The sequence below is a fragment of the Clostridium sp. UBA4548 genome, from assembly GCF_002387895.1.
Lineage (GTDB): Bacteria > Bacillota > Clostridia > Clostridiales > Clostridiaceae > Clostridium_J.
Genome location: NZ_DGLI01000025.1, coordinates 56,586 through 75,306 on the forward strand (window position 1 = coordinate 56,586; position 18,721 = coordinate 75,306).

The following is an 18,721-nucleotide window of genomic DNA, read 5'->3' on the forward strand; positions in this document are numbered from 1 at the left end:
GTATTTATGTTTCGATAAATGTAATATAGTTGTTAGCTTAAATTACTTATAGTCGAAAAATAAAAAAAGTTTTCAAAATACTATAAAGTAATAATAGTAAGAAACGATTATAAAAATATAACCAATAATTACTAAGTTTTAAGAGTCAAAGACTTTTAAATATATAACAGTGCAAAAGGAATTGCACTTTAAATTCAAGGAGGGTATATAAAATGATAATCAATCACAATCTTAATGCTATGAATGCACACAGAAACATGTCTGCTAACAATGTTAATTCAGGAAAATCTATGGAGAAATTAAGCTCAGGGTTAAGAATAAACAGAGCTGGAGACGATGCTGCAGGACTTTCAATTTCTGAAAAAATGAGAGGACAAATCAGAGGATTAGATCAAGCTTCAAGAAACTCTCAAGATGGTATTTCAATGATTCAAACTGCTGAGGGTGCTTTAAATGAAGTTCACTCAATTCTTCAAAGAATGAGAGAACTTGCAGTGCAAGGAGCAAACGATACAAACGTTACAATTGATAGAAGTTCAATAGCTTCTGAATTAACTGCACTAAATAGTGAAATTACAAGAATTAAAGACAATACTACATTTAACACTAAAAAATTATTAGATGCATCTGCAGATGTAGTTAAAATTCATGTTGGTGCTGACGCAGGCCAGGTTATGGAGTTAGATTTTAAAACTGCAGGAATAGACTTAGGTGATGTTGTGGATAATACAGCAGTTGCTGCAGGTAAAGTTGAAGTTGAGACAAGTGATAAAGCATCTACAGCAATTACAGCTATCCAAAAAGAAATTGATAGCGTATCATCTGGTAGATCTGCTCTTGGAGCATGGCAAAACAGATTAGAGCACACAATCAACAACTTAAACAACTCTTCAGAAAACTTACAAGCTGCTGAGTCAAGAATAAGAGATGTAGATATGGCTAAAGAAATGATGAGTTTCTCTAAAAATAATATATTATCTCAAGCTGCTCAAGCAATGCTTGCACAAGCTAACCAAGCACCACAAGGAGTTCTTCAATTATTAAGATAATTTGGTGCAATAGAAAGGCTAGAGAACTCTCTAGCCTTTTTATTATCAAATTTCTTTTTAGTTAAAGGAGGGTGGTATTATGATTATTAATCATAACTTGCGTGCAATGCAAGCTCATAGAAGTGGCAAGGAAAAAAATGTAAACATAGGTAAGTCAGCTGAAAAACTTTCGTCAGGATTAAGAATAAACAGGGCTTCAGATGATGCAGCAGGTCTGTCTATATCAGAAAAAATGAGAGGCCAGATAAGAGGACTTGGACAAGCTTCTCGAAATGCCCAAGATGCAATTTCTCTAACTGATGTAACAGAAGGGGCATTGAATGAAATTCAAGCATCTCTTCATAGGCTTAGAGAACTAGAAGTTCAAAGATGCAATGATACTAATGTTACTATAGATAGGGAAGCTATTGAAAAAGAGATGAGTGAAATTTTATCAAATATTAACCAGATTGCTGAAATTACATCCTTCAATGGCATGAAATTATTAAATGGTTCAATACCAGAAGTAACTGTTCAAGTAGGAGCAGATGAAAATCAGTTAATGAAGATTAAATTTAGTGCAGATAAGGACTTTACAATACCTTTCGGATTAGATTTACCTGAATCTAGTATGTTGGCACCATATGGTACTCCAGGATTAAATAAGTTAGACATACCTAGAGTAGACAAAGCTCTTGAAAAGGTTTCTTCCCAAAGGGGAGATTTAGGAGCTACGAGAAATGCACTTGAGCATGCTATAAATAATTTGAATAATGGACAAGAAAATACACAAGCAGCAGAGTCAAGAATAAGAGATGTGGATATGGCAAAAGAGATGATGATATTATCAAAGGAAAATATTCTAATGCAATCATCACAAGCCATGCTAGCTCAAGCTAATCAAGCACCACAAAGGATTCTTGACCTTTTAAAATAATTTTGTTTAAGGGCAAAGCTATAGAAATGTAGTGACGCAAAGCCGTGGGTCTTCATTAAGTTATAAAACTAATAAGATTGCCAGGTTGCTATTAATTTAAGTAATAGTACACTGCTATTACTTTTTTTTATAAATATTTTATTAGGAGGGAAATGTTATGAAATCAAAAAAAGGACTTTCTTCTTTTTTAGTACTGCTTTACATGGTTACATTTATACTACCGACAAACATTGTTAAAGCAGCTACTGAGTATGTTTCTGTTACTAAAACAGTGAATGTTACTCAAATGACTAACGAAGAAGAAGCAGAAGTTACACTATCAATTAAAGGAACACCGCCAGTAGATGTGGTAAAGCCAAATGATGTTGTATTGATAATTGATAAGTCAGGAAGTATGGGTACAGAAAAGATGGAAGCTGCTAAAAGTGCAGCAAAATCTTTTATTGATTTAATGGATATGACTAAGCATCAGGTAGGTCTTGTGGATTTTAGTGATAATGCCTATGCTACACCATTAACCACTGATGTAACGGGCGTAAAAAATCGTATCAGCAATTTATCTGCAGGTGGAGGTACTCAAACCGGAGTAGCTATAAGATCAGCAATAAATGTTTTATCTAACCATAGACCTGAGGCGCAGCCAGTTATTGTTATTTTAACAGATGGTGCTGCTAGTAATACTCAGGATGCATTAAATGCTGCACAACAAGCTAAGGATTTAGGGATAGTATTTTATACTATAGCATTACTAGGGTCTACTGATAATCCAGATACAAATCAGTGGAATACTCTTCTTAAAAACATGGCAACTACTGAGCATCATCATCACTTCGTGCTAGGATCACAGGGATTAGATGCAATATATAAAGCCATAGTACAAGAGATAGGTATTGCAAGTGCGTATAATGTAATTGTTAAAGATACAATTGCACCAAATTTCGAACTAGTTCCAGGTTCAGCAGATGGAAATATTCCTAAACCAACAATAAATGGTAATGAATTAACTTGGAACTTCTTAGAATTAAAGCAAGATACCTTAAATTTTACTTATAAAATAAGGCATAAGTCGGGACAACCTATGGGAACTATACCAGTAGGCACAAATACTACAGTATCCTATAGCGATTTCGCTGGAGCAAAAAGAGAATTTACAGTTACTTCACCTTCTATTACAGTTAAATATCCTGCACCAATAATTACTTCTATTGAAGCCGATAATGGAGAAATAGCTGGAGGAAATGAGGTAATAATTAGAGGAGATAAATTCCGTCAAGGAGCTACAGTTCATTTCGGAGGCAAGTTAGCTACTAATGTGACAGTTGTAAATTCCAACGAAATTAGAGCAACGGTTCCAGCTAGCACTGTTGGAATCGTAGCTGTAAAGGTTACAAATGATGATAGTCAGTTTGCAACAACTAGCTATAGATACTGGGCTAGTCCAGTAATTACAAAGATTAACCCTAACAATGGACCTCTAGAAGGAGGCAATATTGTTGCTATAGAAGGAAATTACTTTGCTAGTGGAATTAAAGTTTTCTTTGGTACAGTTGAAGCACGTGCTACTTATAAGAATCCAATGCTAGTCTATGCTTATGTTCCTCAAGGTGTTACTCCAGGAACGGTAGACCTAACATTAACAAATGTAGACGGAACTACAATAACTAGACCAAGTGCATATACTTACAATGGGAACCCTACACCGGCAATTACATCTATAACGCCTAATTCAGGAGAGTTAAAGGGTGGAAATGTAGTTACAATCGCAGGTTCAAATTTAGAAAAAGTTAGTTCAGTGAAGTTTGGAGAAATCGAGGGAACTAGCTTAACCATCATAGATGGAAATACTATAAAGGTAACAATTCCTGCTGCTACTGCAGCTTCGGTTGTTGACGTAACTGTAGTTAATGCAGATGGTCAAACGGCTAAGCTATCTTCAGCATACACGTATGTTGAACCACCAAAACCATTAGCACCTACAATTATTTCACTTACACCTAATGAAGGACAGTTAGTCGGTGGAGAATATGTGTATATAAGTGGAACTAACTTTCAAAGTGGTCTTACTGCTAAACTAGGCGGTGTTCAAGTACCTATTGCAACTTATTATGATTCTACTAAGTTTAGAATAAAAATACCGGCTGGTACTGTAGCAGGTGCAGTAGATTTAGAAGTAATAAATCCTGATGGACAAGCTACGATATTGCCAGGAGCATATACTTATTTAGCGCCACCACCACCACCAGCACCCAATATTACAAGTTTATCACAAACTCAAGGATTAATAACTGGTGGAGAATATTTATATGTTTATGGAACGGGATTCCAAAATACCCTTGCTGTTAAGCTAGGTGGTGTTGAAGTACCTGTTGCAACTTATTATGATTCTACTAAATTTAGAATAAAAATACCAGCAACTACTATAGAAGGTGCTGTGGATTTAGAGGTTATAAACCCAGATGGACAGGCTACAAGGTTACCTGGAGCGTATACTTATTTAGCACTCCCACCAGCACCAGCACCAACAATTACAAGTCTATCACAAACCACTGGACTTACAATTGGTGGAGAATATGTATATGTTAACGGAACTGGTTTCCAACCAAATCTTACTGTAAAGTTAGGTGGTGTTGAGATACCGGTAGCTACTTATTATAGTAATATAAAATTTAGGATAAAAATGCCACAAACTACTACAGCAGGCCCAGTAGACTTAGAGATAATAAATCCAGACGGGCTAAGTGTTATGCTTCCAGCTGCATATACTTACACGTTGCCAGTACCAACTATAACTAGTTTATCGGCAAATACTGGTTCTTATAGTGGAGGATATTCAAATTTCATTAGTGGATCATTTTTTGATCCAAACGCAAAGGTATATATAAATGGTATTGAGGTAAACTCATATTTTAGTACTACAAATCAAATTAAAATATTATCGATGCCTTCTGCTGAGTCATTAGGATTACCTATTCAGGGAGGTACTGTTGATGTAGAAGTAAGAAATCCAAGTGGAATTACTGCAACTACAACTTTTACTTATCAGGCTAAGCCTTCAATTCCAGTTCCAGTTATTACGAAAACAGTAGTTACAGGTAGTAGCGTATCAGCGGGACCTATAACGGGTGGAACATACCTCTATTTTTATGGTACTGGTTTTGCTGCTAACATGAAGTTAAGAATATATAACCCATCAGGTACTGTAATACATGAAAGTATATTAACTAATTTTTATAATGCTACTTATGCAAGACAAAAGATGCCAGCAGTTTCAAGTTCAGGTATCTATAAGTTGACTTTGGTTAATTCAGAAGGCATTGAAAGTAATGCAATGTTTTATGAATATAAATAGATTTTAGTTATTGGCCTCTCACATAGCTGTGGGAGGTTTTTTTATTAAGGGATTAAAGAATTTTATATATTTTACGATAAAATTAATAAATGCAAAAACTAACTTGTATTTTATTATGAACCTTAATTAAAGTATGTTAAAATAGAATACAATAACAGGATAGTTATGAAATCTATAAATAACCTTTAATTTTATAGCAAAACAAAGGAGCGTAAATATATGAAAAAAAAACAAGAATTATTAGAAACTAGCCAGCAATTTATTATTGAAATCCTTAAAGATATTGATGATATAAGTAACTTATTATTAAAAGATAAAGAAGAAGAAGCGTTAAATGCAATTGCAAGTTTAACACAAGGGTTGGACGATCTAATGCAAGCTGTATCATTAACCGTAGATAAACAAAATAGTAAAATAAATATTGAAGATATGATGGAAAAGTTACATGAAATGTTTGAAGCGATTCAGCGAAGTGACTTTGTATTATTAGGAGATATATTAAATTATGAAATTAATCTAATTCTTAAAATTTGGCACCTTGAGATAATTTCTATTCTTGGAAAAAGTGTTTTGTAAAATAGAGGAGTTATAAGAATTATGGGTAATAAAAGTAATAGTAGACTTATTAAAATAGTAAATGGGAAAGATGATACTAAGACAATCACTGTTGATAGTGTTTTTTTACATAGTAAATATAATCCAACTGGTGAGGCAGATGCTTACATTAAAAGCAATGAAAATATTTATATCAATGAAGAAAAGGTTGTTGTATACGGAATAGGTTGTGGATACCACATTAAATCACTATTGGAAAATACTGATTTAAATTGTAAGATTATAATATTTGACTTTGATAAAGAGGTGTTTAATATATCTAAGTCAAATGGGTTCCTAGATGAAATTATCTCAAATCCAAGAGTTCAGATATTTATCGGATATAATTATGAAAATTTAGATAACTTATCAAAAGTCTTAAGTTATTGTAAGGATATTTTAATCTGGAAACCTTCTTTAAAAGTTTTGCCAGAAGAATATAGTAATATAAAAACTATTATTAAAGACTTTGAAATAGGTAAGTTAGCTGTGAAAAAGTATTCACATATGGCACAAGATAATTACTTAAAAAATCTAAGAGTACAATATATCAAAATAGATAAATTTATTGAGGACAACAGTATAAAAAATAAACCTATAATACTAGTGGCTGCAGGTCCATCATTGGAAATAGTAGTTAATGATTTAAAACGACTTTATGGAAAGGTTAGAATTTTTGCTGTAGGAAGAGCATTAAAATACCTAATGAAAAATGGAATTAAGCCAGACATGATTTGCATTATAGATCCTCAAGATATAGTTTATTTTGATCAATTAAAAGATTTTGAAAATCTCGCAATACCACTATGTTTTTTAAGCACAGCTTGTAACTTGGCAGTTAAAACATATACTGGCCCTAAGTATATGTTCTATAATGAAGAACGTGAAGGAACGATAAAAATAAATACAGGAAGATCAGTTGCAACTGCAGTTTTAGATATTGCTATTAAGACAAGAGCTAATCCAATTATTTTTGTAGGTCAAGATTTGGCTTACTTAAATAATAAAACCCACTCAGGATTAGCTACTGATGAAGGAATTAATAAGGTGAATTTTAAAACTGTTTTAGGAATGAATGGCGAACAATTGGCAACAACAGAAGGATTACTAAGTTTTAAGCGGTGGATCGAAAGGACAATACAACAAAATCCTAGCGTTACTTTTGTTAACTGTAGTAAAGGTGCTAAAATTATAGGTACAGTTGAAAAAGATATTTCTGATCTCATAAACACACTAATATAAAAGAGACTAAAATGCGTTTTGGAAGCTATAAATAACATAAGTTAGGTATGAGAAGCTTAAAGAAGAAATTGTTTTGAAATTACTTTTTAGTGTATAAGGCTTATTTGTAAGTCGGGTTATTCTAATATTAACTTTATATTTAGTATAAAAAATAGTAGTTAAAGTTAATTTGGGTTAAGTGATTTATAAAATAAACGAATATAATAATTGAGGTGAGAATATGAATAAACTTTTAGTCCCTGAGTTCTTATTGAATTTTAGTTGTATAGGTTCGCAATGTGAAGATACTTGCTGTCAAGAATGGGGCATTGATATTGATAAAAATACATATTATACCTATAAAAAATCTAAAAATATGCTATTAAATGAAAAATTTAATAGTAACATAGAGTTAAATAACAAAAGTACTAATGAATCAAATTATGCAAAGATTATTTTAGACGTAAATAAAATGTGTGCTTTTTTAAATAATGACAAGCTCTGTTCAATTCATAGTGAATTAGGGCATGATGCACTTTGTTATACTTGTAAAATTTATCCTAGAATTTTTAATAGAGTTGGCGATTCTTATGAGGAATCATTGTTTTTGTCGTGTCCAGAAGTGGCAAGAGTAGCCTTATTAAATAGAGATAAAATGAGTTTTACAGAAATTGATATGAATCTTACTTTTCAAGCATTTATAACTAATCAAGCAGTAAAGAATGAAGATATATTTTGGTTAGTAAGAGAGTTTATCATAGATTTACTACAAAATAGAAACTTTCATCTTTGGGAAAGACTAGCAATATTAGGAGTTTTTATCGAACAATGTTCAGGCCAAATTAATGAGCAAAATAAAAATGCCTTAGTTTCTACAATTAATTCTTTTAGCATGATATTAAGTATAAATGATGTACATAGCATTCTAAATAGCTATAAAAAAGACAGTAAAAATCAATTTAATTTTACTGTGATGATTGATAGTCTGAGAGGACGCAGTATTCAAAATGAAGTATTTAAGTCTTTTATGAAAGACTTTTATGAGGGGATGACAGAAGAAGCCGATACTGGGTTAACTAACTCAATTAAGTATAATGAAAATTATGAATGCTATTATAAAGAGTTTGTTAAAAATCATGAATATATCTTAGAAAATTATTTAGTCCATTATGTTTTTACAAAGCTATTTCCTTTTTCTAATAAGCATAATTTGTTTGATGAATATTGCATATTAGCATTTAATTATATTTTAATAAAAACTTATTTAATTGGAATTAGTGGGAAATATAAAAGGATTGATGAAAATTTAGCTATAAAGCTAATACATTCCTATGAAAGAGCTTACAATCATGGAGATAAAATTATTGAGATAGCATATGATGAATTAAAACAAAAAGGAACAGTAACATTAGAAAATATGATATTACTTTTAAAAGATTAGAATAGTGTTACATAATAAATTCCAGTATGATCATTATAACTTTTGTTTATTATACAGTTAAAATAGGCATAAACTGAATTTTGAGTTTAAGGTCAATAATAAAATAAATATAAAATTTAAATTAACAGGGGGAGAGCAAATGAGATTATATCATAATATGGCTTCTGTAGATGTTTATAGAAGATATAAAGATAATTTAGTAGATCAAAGTAGAGCTTTTGGCAGGATAAGTTCAGGACTTAAGGTTCAAAATTACAAAGATAATCCAAATGCTATGGCAAAAGGAAAGAAATTAGAATTGCAAGTTAGAGGACTTCAAATGGCATCAAGAAATATTCAAGATGGAATGAGTCTTTTGCAGGTGGCTGATGGAGGAATGCAAATTATTGAAGATAGCCTTCAAAGAATAAGAGAATTAACTGTTCAAGCTGGCGGAATGAACGATGCTAAGGATAAAAACTCTATAGAGATTGAAATTAATGAATTACGTAAGCACATAGATGATACTGCTAATAGAACTGGGATGAATGGGATAAACCTACTAGCAAGCGGGAATAATGGTAAATCAATTAAACTTTTAGCAGGAAGCTATGCTGGTGATGAAGTGGAATTGCCTTTATGTGATTTAACTTCAGTAGGATTGGGTATTGATGGAGGCAAAATTAATATTACTACTAACGCAGATATAGATAACACACTTAACAATCTTGATGAGGCCATAGATAATATTAATAGATATAGAAGTAAGCATGGAGGAATAGCCAATAGGCTTGAAAGTACTTACAACTATACTGGTAAGGTATCTTTAAAGGCGGAAAGTGCAGTTGCTACGATTACTGGCGCTGATATAGCTGTAGAAATGATGGAGCTTTCAAAAGCTTCTTTGTTAGTGAATACTGGATTCTCTATTATGTCACAAACAAACAAAATGCCTCAAGATGTTCTTAGAATTTTAGAGAATATTCGAAGTTATTAGATGAATTTCTAAAAAAAGAGTTAGCTAAAAGTTGACTGAAAGGTTAACTTTCTAGCTAGCTTTTTTTAGTTGTAAACAATATATGAACAAAGCAAACTTATTCAAATAACAGCACAAGGATAAATATGTATTATAAAAATTACTCAAACAACTTCTCTAGATAAACTAAAAGATAGTTATGTCGAAGAAACGAGTTGAATGATTAATTAATTATGAAATGATTTTAATTAAATTAAAAAAATATAATAAAATATAATTTCGCGCAAAATTATATTTTACATAATGAAAAAAAGAGGGGGAATTTGTTTTTTTTTGCTTAAAATAGTTTAAAAAAAATTATAAATAAATGACGGAGAATTAATTAAAATTTGAAATTTAATTAATATTTATGCAGAATAATGCGCATAAATATGCAATAAACTAAAAAACAATTAACATTACTGGGTAAATATTCATAAAAATTGTATTTGAATAAAGTATTAATTTATATTAAAATAAAATAAGAAAAATAGCCGCAAAAAACGAAAAAAAATTCTAAAATAGGATAAAATTTTCATTTTGTGTAAAATAAAAGAAGGAAAAAACAATAAAATGTCTAATATTAATAAACTGTGGGGTGATGTAATGAGTAATGATATTAATTCAATTAGCAAAAGTACATATGACTTAGTCAAAAAGTCAATGAATTACACTGTTACAGCTAATAAAGCAATTGCAAATAACATAGCAAATGTTAATACTAAAAACTATAAAAGGTATTATGTGCCATTTGAAGACGTGTTAAGTAGTGCTAAGGATAAAACTACTGTTGTAACTACTAATAGTAAGCATATTTCAAATTCTTCTCAAGGTCCTAATATAAAAAAAGATACCAGTACTTCTATGAGAGAAGATGGGAATAATGTTGATATTGAAAGTGAAATGACAAGTCAAGCGGCTAATTCAATGATGTATGAGTCATTAGTTAGGATTATAAATGGAAAAATCACTTCAACTAGAAGTGTTATTCAGGGAGGAGGACGTTAATAATGGAAGCTTTTAGAGGACTTAGAATTAGCGCTAGCGGGCTTTCAGCAGAAAGGCTTAGGTTAGATACTATAGCATCTAATATAGCAAATGCATCTACAACAAGAGGAAAGGATGGACAACCTTATATTAGAAAAATTGCAACTTTTCAAGAAAATATGAAATCACAGTTTAATAAGGCTACTGGAAAAGTAGAAGGAAAGAATTTAGGTGTTAAAGCAGTAGGGGTTGAAAATGATAAGTCGCCACTAAGAAAGATGTATGACCCAAGTCATCCTGATGCTGATGATGAAGGTTATGTTAACATGCCAAATGTAAATGTACTGAACGAAATGGTAGACTTAATTGCTGCAACTAGAGCATATGAAGCAAATATTAATACAATGAATGCCCACAAAAGTATGTTTATTAAAACATTAGAAATAGGAAGATAGGAGTTAGGTTATGGTAATTAATAAATATACCCCTAATATGAGGGTGTTTCAGCAAGATCTAATTGATATACATAAGGAAGGACAGGTTGAGGAACAACAAGGCCAATCTTTTAGTCAAGTTTTGAGAGGCGAGCTTAGCAAGGTTAATAATAAGCAAATAGAATCAGAAAATACTGTACAGGGATATATAAAAGGCGAGAAGGATATTCATGAAGTTATGGTTGCCACTGAAGAAGCAAAATTATCTTTAGAGTTAGCTATACAAATAAGAAATAAGCTAATAAATGTATATGAGGAATTTAATAAAATGCAGGTATAGTAGGAGGTGAAATTTTTGAACAAGCTATCAGACACGATAAAAGGTGCTGTTACCAAATGGAAAGAACTGAGCAAGTCTAGAAAGGTAGCTTATTCTATCATTACTACTGTAGCACTTTTAGTTATTGGCATTCTAATTTATGTAAATGTTAATCCAAAGTATGTAGTGTTATTTTCTGATTTGAATTCACAAGATTCAGGAGCTATCATTGCTGGGCTAGATAGTAAAAAGGTAAGCTATAAAGTAGAAGGGGATTCAATAATGGTTCCCAAAAGTCAGGTTGATAAACTGAGAATGGAACTATTATCTGAAGTTTCCTTGTCAGAAGGAAGTCGTGGATTTGAACTTTTTGATAATGGAAAGGTAGCACCAACTGACTCAGAAGCTAAGATAATGTATCAAAGAGCATTATCAGGAGAATTGGAAAGAACTATTAAGTCTTTTGATGCTATTGAGTGGGCAAAGGTAAATTTAGTTCTTCCAGATAACTCTGCTTTTGTAACAAAACCTTCCCCAGCTACAGCGTCAGTTACATTAAAGTTGGTTAAGGGTAAGCAATTAGGTGAAGAACAAGTTAAAGCAATTGTTTCTTTGGTTTCAGGAAGTGTGGAAAACTTACCTAAGGAAAATGTAACAATAGTATCGGATGATTTCAAATTGTTAACTGAGGGGATTTTTGATAAAGATAAGGATAACTATACAGTATCCTCCGATAAGCAGTTACAAACAAAGAAAACAATTGAGGATGAATATCAGAAAAAAATATTAAATATATTAGAGCCTATTTACAAGGATGGTATTAGAGTATCGATAAATGCTAAGGTTAATTTTGATGCGAAAAAGCAGGAGAATACTATTTATGAAGAAGGACCGATAGTTAGTGAGCATGAAGTTAGTAATGAAACTTCTACAGGAGGAAATACTTCAGGAAGTACTGTTGACAATAATTTAACTAATGTTCAAAATGCTACAAATGGTAATGAAAAAACTATAAACAAAGAAACTACCAAAAATTATGAACCAACTAAGAAGAACGAGACTGTAGTTTCAGCTCCAGGTCAAGTGGAAAGAGTTACGGCATCAATTGTAGTTAATGGTCAGATCGATGCACAAACTCGTATGTCAATAACAAACCTTGTCAGTGAGGCTATTGGATTTGATGAAAAAAGAGGAGATAACATCTCTGTTGAAAGTTTATCCTTCAATTCAGAAGCAAAGGATTTAGCTCAGAAAAGTTTAGATGAAATGAAATCTGAAGAAGCTAAGGCTAAAAGAAATAAGCTTATTGCTTTAGGAGTTGGTGGCGGAGCGGCACTTATATTATTAATTGTTATTTTGTCATCTATGAGAAGAAGAAGTAAAGCTAAAGATGATATAGAAGATTTTGAGGGTATTGATATGGTAATTGGAGAAACTATAACACCAAAGCCACAAGAAAGCTTTGAATCGTTAAATTTAGAAACAGAAACTCAAAAAGATCATATAATTAAAGAGGTAAAAAAATATGCTGAACAAAAGCCGGAACAAGTTGCAGATATAATAAAATCTTGGCTTGCAGAGGAGGAAGGGAGATAATTAATGTCTAAAACTGAGAAATTAACAGGAATACAAAAGGCTGCTATACTATTTATCACCTTAGGTCCAGAAGCTTCCTCTGGTATTATTAAGCGGTTACCTGAAAGAGAAATTCAAAAAATTACCTATGAAATTGCTAATATGAATACTGTCAAGTCTGATGAACGCCATATGATTTTAGATGAATTTATGGAGATGAACAAGGCTAAGGATTATATAATTGAAGGTGGTATAGAGTATGCAAGAAGTCTTCTTTCAAAGGCTTTAGGAACTCAAAGGGCCGGTGAGATTTTAGAGAGGGTTAGTGAATACTCACAACAATACAGGCCATTTTCAATTGCAAGAAAAGCAGATGCAACTCAACTTATAAATGTAATTGTAAATGAACACCCTCAAACTATAGCGCTAATACTTTGTCATCTTCAGCCAGATAAAGCTGGACAAATTTTATCTGCACTTCCTACAGATTTGCAAAGTGAAGTTGCATTTAGGATAGCTACTATGAGTAATGTTTACCCTCTTCTTGTAAAGGAAATAGAAGCAGTGCTTAATAGTAAACTTTCAAATGTTATAAGCTCTGAAAATAATGTGGTAGGTGGATTACAATCACTTGTAAATATCTTAAACCAAGTAGATAGAGGAACAGAGAAAAACATTACAGAGGGATTGGAAAGAGAAGATTCAGAACTTGCTGAAAAGGTTAAACAATCTATGTTTGTATTTGAGGACATTATTACTCTTGACGATATTGCTATTCAAAGAATTTTACGTGAAGTGGATTCAAAGGAATTATGCTTGGCTCTTAAAGGTTCATCTGAACAAGTTATGGAAGTTATCATGAGAAACCAATCTAAGAGAGCTGCTGCGACATTGAAGGAAGACATGGAGTTCTTAGGACCTGTAAGACTTGTAGAAGTTGAAAAGGCGCAACAAAAAATTGTTGGACTAATTAGAAGGTTAGAAGAAGCCGGAGAGATTACAGTTTCAAGAGGTGGACAAGATGCAATCGTCTTATAAAGTTATAAAGAAAAATTGTGCTGTTAATGAAGGAAATGAAGAAATTAAAGCAGATTTTATAATGCCAAAGGAAGTAGAATCTCATAGGGTTGAAACCAATACCGAATCAAACTCTTATGAAAAAATAGCCGCAGGTATCATTGGAAATGCGCAACGTGAAAGCAAAAGCATCATATATAAAGCTTATGAATCAGCTAAAATTATTGAAAATGATGCAAAAGAACAGGGATTTAAAAAAGGTTATGACGAAGGTCAAAATGTTGGTTATCTGGAAGGCTATGAAAAGGGTTTAAATGAGGGTAAAATTCAGGGAGATGAAATAATTAAGAATGCAAAGTTCATGCTATTTCAAGCTAGAGAAGAGTATAACGAATTTATAAAGGAGAAGGAGCAACAGTTTAGAAATCTAATAATTAGCACTGTTGAGACTATTCTTAAAAGAGAAGTTAATTACCCAGAAGCATTAAATGAACTAATATTTGAAACTTTAGAGGAAGAAAAGCAAGAGAAGACTTTTATAATTAAGTGTAATACTAATCACTATCCTGCAATTCAAGGGGAGATTTTAAGTTTTAAAAATAAGTTAGCTTTTAGGGGAGAGATTTTTGTTATAGAAGATTCACTACTTGATGATGGAACAATCATCATTGAGAAAGATAGAGGAAGTACTACATTAAGCATAGAGTACAGCATGAAAAAGCTTAAGGAAATTTTAATGGAACAAAATTAAGCAATAACCATAAAATTTTAACATTTGTGTTTTGTAAAAATTGGTATTAAGGAAATAGGTGAAGTAATGATAGCCTTAAATTTTGATAAATTATCTCATAATATTGAAAATACTAGTTTTAAGTATGTTGAAGGTAAGGTCACCAATGTTATAGGACTTACTATAGAAGTTGAAGGCATTAGAGCTTTCGTTGGGGAAGTTTGTATCATATATAACGAAAGAAACAAGCCTATAATTTCAGAGGTTGTTGGATTTAAATCAGATAATATCATTCTGATGCCTCTAGGAAATTTGGTTGGGATTTCACCAGGATGCAGAGTTGTTCCAAGTGGGAAACAGCTTAGTGTTAAATGTACAGATGAGTTGTTAGGAAAAGTTCTAGATGGTATTGGGAATCCACTAAACAAGGACAAGATTAATAGGTATTCGTCTTATCCAATTGAGGCTATGCCTCCAGACCCTCTTAGGAGAAGAAGAATACAAGATGTGCTTTCAACTGGAGTTCGGGCAATTGATTCGTTCTTGACCTGTGGAGAAGGACAAAGAATTGGTATTTTCGCTGGATCAGGGGTTGGGAAGAGTACAACTTTAGGAATGATTGCAAGAGAGGCTAAAGCAGATGTAAATGTTATAGCCCTTATTGGTGAGAGAGGTAGAGAAGTCTTAGAATTTATTGAAAATGATCTTGGTGATGAAGGATTGAAAAGAAGTGTTGTAGTATGTGCTACATCTGATCAACCTGCATTAGTAAGATTAAAAGGTGCTTTTACAGCTACAGCTATTGCTGAGTATTTTCGTGATAAAGGATTAAAGGTTATATTAATGATGGACTCTGTTACTCGTTTTGCAATGGCTCAGAGAGAAATTGGACTAGCTATTGGAGAACCACCAGCAACAAAAGGATATACACCTTCAGTGTTTGCTATGCTTCCTAAACTCTTAGAAAGAAGTGGGATGTCTGACAAGGGGTCGATAACAGCCTTTTATACAGTGTTGGTAGATGGAGATGACTTTAATGAGCCTATAGCTGATGCAGTTAGAGGTATTTTAGATGGTCATATTGTACTATCACGTGATTTAGCTGCTAAAAACCATTATCCAGCTATTGATATATTAAGAAGTATCTCAAGGCTTATGCCTCAAATAACAGAGCAAGAACATCAAAAGTCTGCTGCTTTAGTTAGAGATTTATTAGCAGCTTATAAGGATTCTGAGGACTTGATAAATTTAGGAGCTTATGTAAAAGGTACAAATAAAAGAGTTGATATGGCAATTGAGCATATAAGTTTAATTAATGAATTTTTAAAGCAAGATATTAATGAGCATACGAATTTTGAGGAAAGTTTAGATAGACTTCTAAATATGTTTTCATATTAAATTTTGAGGAGAAGTTTCTATGGCAAATGGGTACAGTTTCAAACTGCAAAAACTTTTAGAAATTAGAGAAGCAAAAGAAGAAAAAACGAAAGTATTGTTTATGCAAGCAAATCAAGAAAAGCAATTGGTGCAAAGACAATTAGATAATTTAGAAGATAGTTACTCAAAGTATTCTGATATGGATATAACTTCTTCAACTTATGAAAGAAAGATACAGCAAAATTATTTAAATTTATTGCATCACACTATTGAAGCTACTGTTGTAACTTTGGATGAAAAAATCAATGAGCTAGAAGAAAAAAGAGCAGATTTAATAGAGGCTCAAGTTCAAAGGAAAACTGTTGAAATTTTAAAAGAAAAACAAAAAAAAGCGTTTTTAGCTGAGCAAGATAGAATTGAACAACTTCAAAATGATGAATTTTCCCTTTATGGGTTTATAAGACAAAACAGGAGGTGAGTTAGTGGATATTTCTAACTTAGAATTAAGTAATCAAACTTCGATATCCATTAAAAATAAAAACTCAAACCAGTGTATAAGTAAAGGTGTAAGTGAAAATAAGTTTGCAAGTTTTTTAAAAACTGATAAGTCAAGGAAAAATAATGACTCTACAGCAAGAACAAACTCAACTAAAGATGAAGCAAACCATCTTGAAAAGTCTTTTAAAGATAAAAAAGTTGAAAATGATACAACTAGTAGTACGCAGAAGAGCAAAAATAAGCATAATGATAATTGCACCAAATTGGATGAATCACACAAAGAAGAAGATTCTTCTGATGAATTAGATAGTTTATCAGAAAAGCATGTTATTAATGAAGAAACATTAGCAAATATACTTAATCTATTTGGATTAGATTTAGAACAAATAATAGCAATGCTTAAGAAAAGTTCTAATGCAAATGAAGAGATTAAAAATATGCTAAAACTTATGAATTTAGAAATAAAAAGCAAAAATCCTGCTGAAGCAGAAAATATGATGAATATGCTTACACAACTAATAGGAAAAGATGGTAAGGAAAGTATTCCGAGCACTTTACTTAACATCATACCATCAAGAATTATCAATGAACTTATGGGTGAAAATAACACTAATAATTCTACAGTTGGTAAGGAAGTAATCGGTGATACTAGTAACAATCCTATAGAAACTGAAATCCATAACAAATTATTGGAAAGCATCTTAGCGAAGTTAAAAGGCAGTAAAAATGAGGATTTCAATGTATATAATGGAAAAGTACGTGATGGACTTTTTGATACTAATGGCACTCACTATAATATATTCGAAGAAGTAGAACACAAAACTGGGGTAGAGACTAATAAAAATTTACAAGAAGCTTCTTCAGTAAAAGAAAGTGACTTACTTAAAAAGTTTATAGAAGGAAATAAATCAGATTCAAAGGTTGATAGGGTTGCCAACTTTATGAACTTTCTAGGTGATGGTAACTCTCAACTGAACAAATTAGATGCAAATAGTAAAGTTCCAGTGTACATTTCTAAAAGTACCTTTAGTGAGGATATAGTTAAGGCAGTAAAATTCATGGACTTAAATGGAATCAAAGATTTAAGTGTTAAAATTTATCCTAAGGAACTTGGTGAGGTATTTATATCTGTAACTATGGAAAATGGTGCATTAAAAGCAGCAATAAAGGCAACTAGTAAGGAAGCAGTTGAAATGTTAAGCCTAGGTCTTAGAGATATAAATGAAAAGATTAATCAAGATAATAGTAAAATCCAATCTGTAGATATAAGTTTATATAATGAGGATACTACTTTTTTTTCAAGTGGTAATCTAAACCAAAATCAACAACAGCAACATGAATCTGAGAAATTTATGAAAAAAAACAACATACAACAAGATATGTTCCTTGAAGAAGAAATTATAACGGAACAAGCAATTCATGAGAATGCTGTTAACTTGTTAATATAAGTAATAATTTATTAATGGAGGTTTATATGGAAGTTTCAACTAAAAATGCAGCCCAAATCTATAAAACTACTGAAAGGGGCACACCTATAGTTAAACCAGGTGAGGATATGAACAAAAACACTTTTCTTAAAATTTTATCTGCTGAGATGTCAAATCAAGATCCAACGAAACCACAGGATACTACAGCTTATATAACTCAGTTATCACAGTTTGCATCCTTGGAGCAAATGTCAACCCTAAATAGTACCATGAGATTGACTGGAGCACAAAATTTAAATGGTAAATTTGTTGCTTTAGATGTATTTAATGGACAAGGTGTCCAAGAATCTGGAGTAGTAAAGTCTGTATTTAAAAGGGGAAATGAAGTGTTTATTACTGTGGATAATGGTAGCGGTAAACTGGTAGAGTATGGTTATGATCAGGTTAGTGATATTTTAAATATAGAAGATGGAAGCAAGGACAATATAAACTTTATAAATACTTCTGCATTAATTGGTAAAACAGTTGATATTCAAGATGCAAATGGTAAGGTACAAGGAGTTGTTAAGGAAGTTTATAGGGATGTTAATGGAATTATGGTAAAACTTGATGTAAATGGTAAGATAAATGACTATCCATATGGATACATAACTAATATAAGATAATTTTATTTTACATAACTTTGGTAAATCTGCAGAGTGAAAATGATTCAACTAATATTATGTATAATTTAGTATTTAAACGAGATTAAAAAATTAAAAAAATTAATTAATTTAAAGTAAAGTGGGGGAAT

The 18,721-nt window shown here is 31.6% G+C and carries 17 protein-coding genes and 1 riboswitch; all 17 genes read left to right on the plus strand.

Annotation, left to right across the window (positions count from 1 at the left end):
- Positions 1-212 precede the first annotated feature (212 nt).
- The 17 genes from B3040_RS09705 to B3040_RS09785 all read left to right on the plus strand — a co-directional run bounded on the left by B3040_RS09705 (position 213) and on the right by B3040_RS09785 (position 18,593).
- Positions 213-1,049, plus strand: a complete 837-nt coding sequence (locus B3040_RS09705) for a flagellin (RefSeq protein ID WP_291572671.1) — start codon at positions 213-215, stop codon at positions 1,047-1,049.
- 79 nt (positions 1,050-1,128) lie between these two features.
- Entirely contained in the window at positions 1,129-1,965 is an 837-nt protein-coding gene (locus B3040_RS09710) for a flagellin (protein ID WP_291572673.1), read from the plus strand.
- Between the two features lies 1 nt (position 1,966).
- Positions 1,967-2,058, plus strand: a riboswitch (cyclic di-GMP riboswitch).
- 64 nt (positions 2,059-2,122) lie between these two features.
- Entirely contained in the window at positions 2,123-5,314 is a 3,192-nt protein-coding gene (locus tag B3040_RS09715) for an IPT/TIG domain-containing protein (RefSeq protein WP_291572675.1), read from the plus strand.
- Positions 5,315-5,533: 219 nt separating this feature from the next.
- A complete protein-coding gene (locus B3040_RS09720; RefSeq protein WP_291572677.1) occupies positions 5,534-5,890 on the plus strand; it encodes a hypothetical protein in 357 nt (118 codons plus the stop codon).
- Positions 5,891-5,911: 21 nt separating this feature from the next.
- Positions 5,912-7,150 carry a motility associated factor glycosyltransferase family protein gene (locus B3040_RS09725; protein ID WP_291572679.1) on the plus strand — a complete coding sequence of 413 codons (1,239 nt, stop codon included), beginning with the start codon at positions 5,912-5,914 and terminating at the stop codon, positions 7,148-7,150.
- Positions 7,151-7,370: 220 nt separating this feature from the next.
- Complete coding sequence (gene fliB, locus B3040_RS09730; protein WP_291572681.1) at positions 7,371-8,570, plus strand: flagellin lysine-N-methylase; 1,200 nt, start codon at positions 7,371-7,373, stop codon at positions 8,568-8,570.
- Positions 8,571-8,709: 139 nt separating this feature from the next.
- Positions 8,710-9,546: a flagellin gene (locus B3040_RS09735; protein WP_291572683.1), complete on the plus strand. Its 837-nt coding sequence runs from the start codon at positions 8,710-8,712 to the stop codon at positions 9,544-9,546.
- 624 nt (positions 9,547-10,170) lie between these two features.
- Positions 10,171-10,572 carry a flagellar basal body rod protein FlgB gene (gene flgB, locus B3040_RS09740; protein ID WP_291572685.1) on the plus strand — a complete coding sequence of 134 codons (402 nt, stop codon included), beginning with the start codon at positions 10,171-10,173 and terminating at the stop codon, positions 10,570-10,572.
- Between the two features lie 2 nt (positions 10,573-10,574).
- The gene (flgC, locus tag B3040_RS09745; RefSeq protein ID WP_291572687.1) at positions 10,575-11,006 is read left to right on the plus strand and encodes a flagellar basal body rod protein FlgC; all 432 of its coding nucleotides are present in this window, start codon (positions 10,575-10,577) and stop codon (positions 11,004-11,006) included.
- A 10-nt stretch (positions 11,007-11,016) separates the two neighbouring features.
- A complete protein-coding gene (gene fliE / locus B3040_RS09750; protein ID WP_291572689.1) occupies positions 11,017-11,325 on the plus strand; it encodes a flagellar hook-basal body complex protein FliE in 309 nt (102 codons plus the stop codon).
- A 15-nt stretch (positions 11,326-11,340) separates the two neighbouring features.
- Positions 11,341-12,900 carry a flagellar basal-body MS-ring/collar protein FliF gene (gene fliF / locus B3040_RS09755; protein ID WP_291572691.1) on the plus strand — a complete coding sequence of 520 codons (1,560 nt, stop codon included), beginning with the start codon at positions 11,341-11,343 and terminating at the stop codon, positions 12,898-12,900.
- 3 nt (positions 12,901-12,903) lie between these two features.
- Positions 12,904-13,917, plus strand: coding sequence for a flagellar motor switch protein FliG (gene fliG / locus B3040_RS09760; RefSeq protein WP_291572693.1), 1,014 nt, complete (start codon positions 12,904-12,906; stop codon positions 13,915-13,917).
- Positions 13,892-14,647: a flagellar assembly protein FliH gene (locus B3040_RS09765; protein ID WP_291572695.1), complete on the plus strand. Its 756-nt coding sequence runs from the start codon at positions 13,892-13,894 to the stop codon at positions 14,645-14,647. Before fliG ends, B3040_RS09765 begins: the two co-directional genes overlap by 26 nt.
- A gap of 66 nt (positions 14,648-14,713) precedes the next feature.
- Positions 14,714-16,024 carry a flagellar protein export ATPase FliI gene (gene fliI, locus B3040_RS09770; protein ID WP_291572696.1) on the plus strand — a complete coding sequence of 437 codons (1,311 nt, stop codon included), beginning with the start codon at positions 14,714-14,716 and terminating at the stop codon, positions 16,022-16,024.
- 19 nt (positions 16,025-16,043) lie between these two features.
- Entirely contained in the window at positions 16,044-16,481 is a 438-nt protein-coding gene (gene fliJ, locus B3040_RS09775) for a flagellar export protein FliJ (protein ID WP_291572698.1), read from the plus strand.
- A gap of 4 nt (positions 16,482-16,485) precedes the next feature.
- Entirely contained in the window at positions 16,486-17,949 is a 1,464-nt protein-coding gene (locus B3040_RS09780) for a flagellar hook-length control protein FliK (RefSeq protein WP_291572700.1), read from the plus strand.
- A gap of 26 nt (positions 17,950-17,975) precedes the next feature.
- Entirely contained in the window at positions 17,976-18,593 is a 618-nt protein-coding gene (locus B3040_RS09785) for a flagellar hook assembly protein FlgD (protein ID WP_291572703.1), read from the plus strand.
- Positions 18,594-18,721: the final 128 nt, after the last annotated feature.

Excerpts from the sequence above, each read along its gene's own strand:
- fliI (WP_291572696.1), top strand. The coding sequence starts at position 14,714 with ATGATAGCCTTAAATTTTGATAAATTATCTCATAATATTGAAAATACT.
- B3040_RS09715 (WP_291572675.1), top strand. The coding sequence starts at position 2,123 with ATGAAATCAAAAAAAGGACTTTCTTCTTTTTTAGTACTGCTTTACATG.
- fliJ (WP_291572698.1), top strand. The coding sequence starts at position 16,044 with ATGGCAAATGGGTACAGTTTCAAACTGCAAAAACTTTTAGAAATTAGA.
- flgB (WP_291572685.1), top strand. The coding sequence starts at position 10,171 with ATGAGTAATGATATTAATTCAATTAGCAAAAGTACATATGACTTAGTC.
- fliE (WP_291572689.1), top strand. The coding sequence starts at position 11,017 with ATGGTAATTAATAAATATACCCCTAATATGAGGGTGTTTCAGCAAGAT.
- B3040_RS09710 (WP_291572673.1), top strand. The coding sequence starts at position 1,129 with ATGATTATTAATCATAACTTGCGTGCAATGCAAGCTCATAGAAGTGGC.
- B3040_RS09785 (WP_291572703.1), top strand. The coding sequence starts at position 17,976 with ATGGAAGTTTCAACTAAAAATGCAGCCCAAATCTATAAAACTACTGAA.
- B3040_RS09735 (WP_291572683.1), top strand. The coding sequence starts at position 8,710 with ATGAGATTATATCATAATATGGCTTCTGTAGATGTTTATAGAAGATAT.
- B3040_RS09720 (WP_291572677.1), top strand. The coding sequence starts at position 5,534 with ATGAAAAAAAAACAAGAATTATTAGAAACTAGCCAGCAATTTATTATT.
- B3040_RS09725 (WP_291572679.1), top strand. The coding sequence starts at position 5,912 with ATGGGTAATAAAAGTAATAGTAGACTTATTAAAATAGTAAATGGGAAA.
- fliG (WP_291572693.1), top strand. The coding sequence starts at position 12,904 with ATGTCTAAAACTGAGAAATTAACAGGAATACAAAAGGCTGCTATACTA.
- fliB (WP_291572681.1), top strand. The coding sequence starts at position 7,371 with ATGAATAAACTTTTAGTCCCTGAGTTCTTATTGAATTTTAGTTGTATA.
- B3040_RS09705 (WP_291572671.1), top strand. The coding sequence starts at position 213 with ATGATAATCAATCACAATCTTAATGCTATGAATGCACACAGAAACATG.
- flgC (WP_291572687.1), top strand. The coding sequence starts at position 10,575 with ATGGAAGCTTTTAGAGGACTTAGAATTAGCGCTAGCGGGCTTTCAGCA.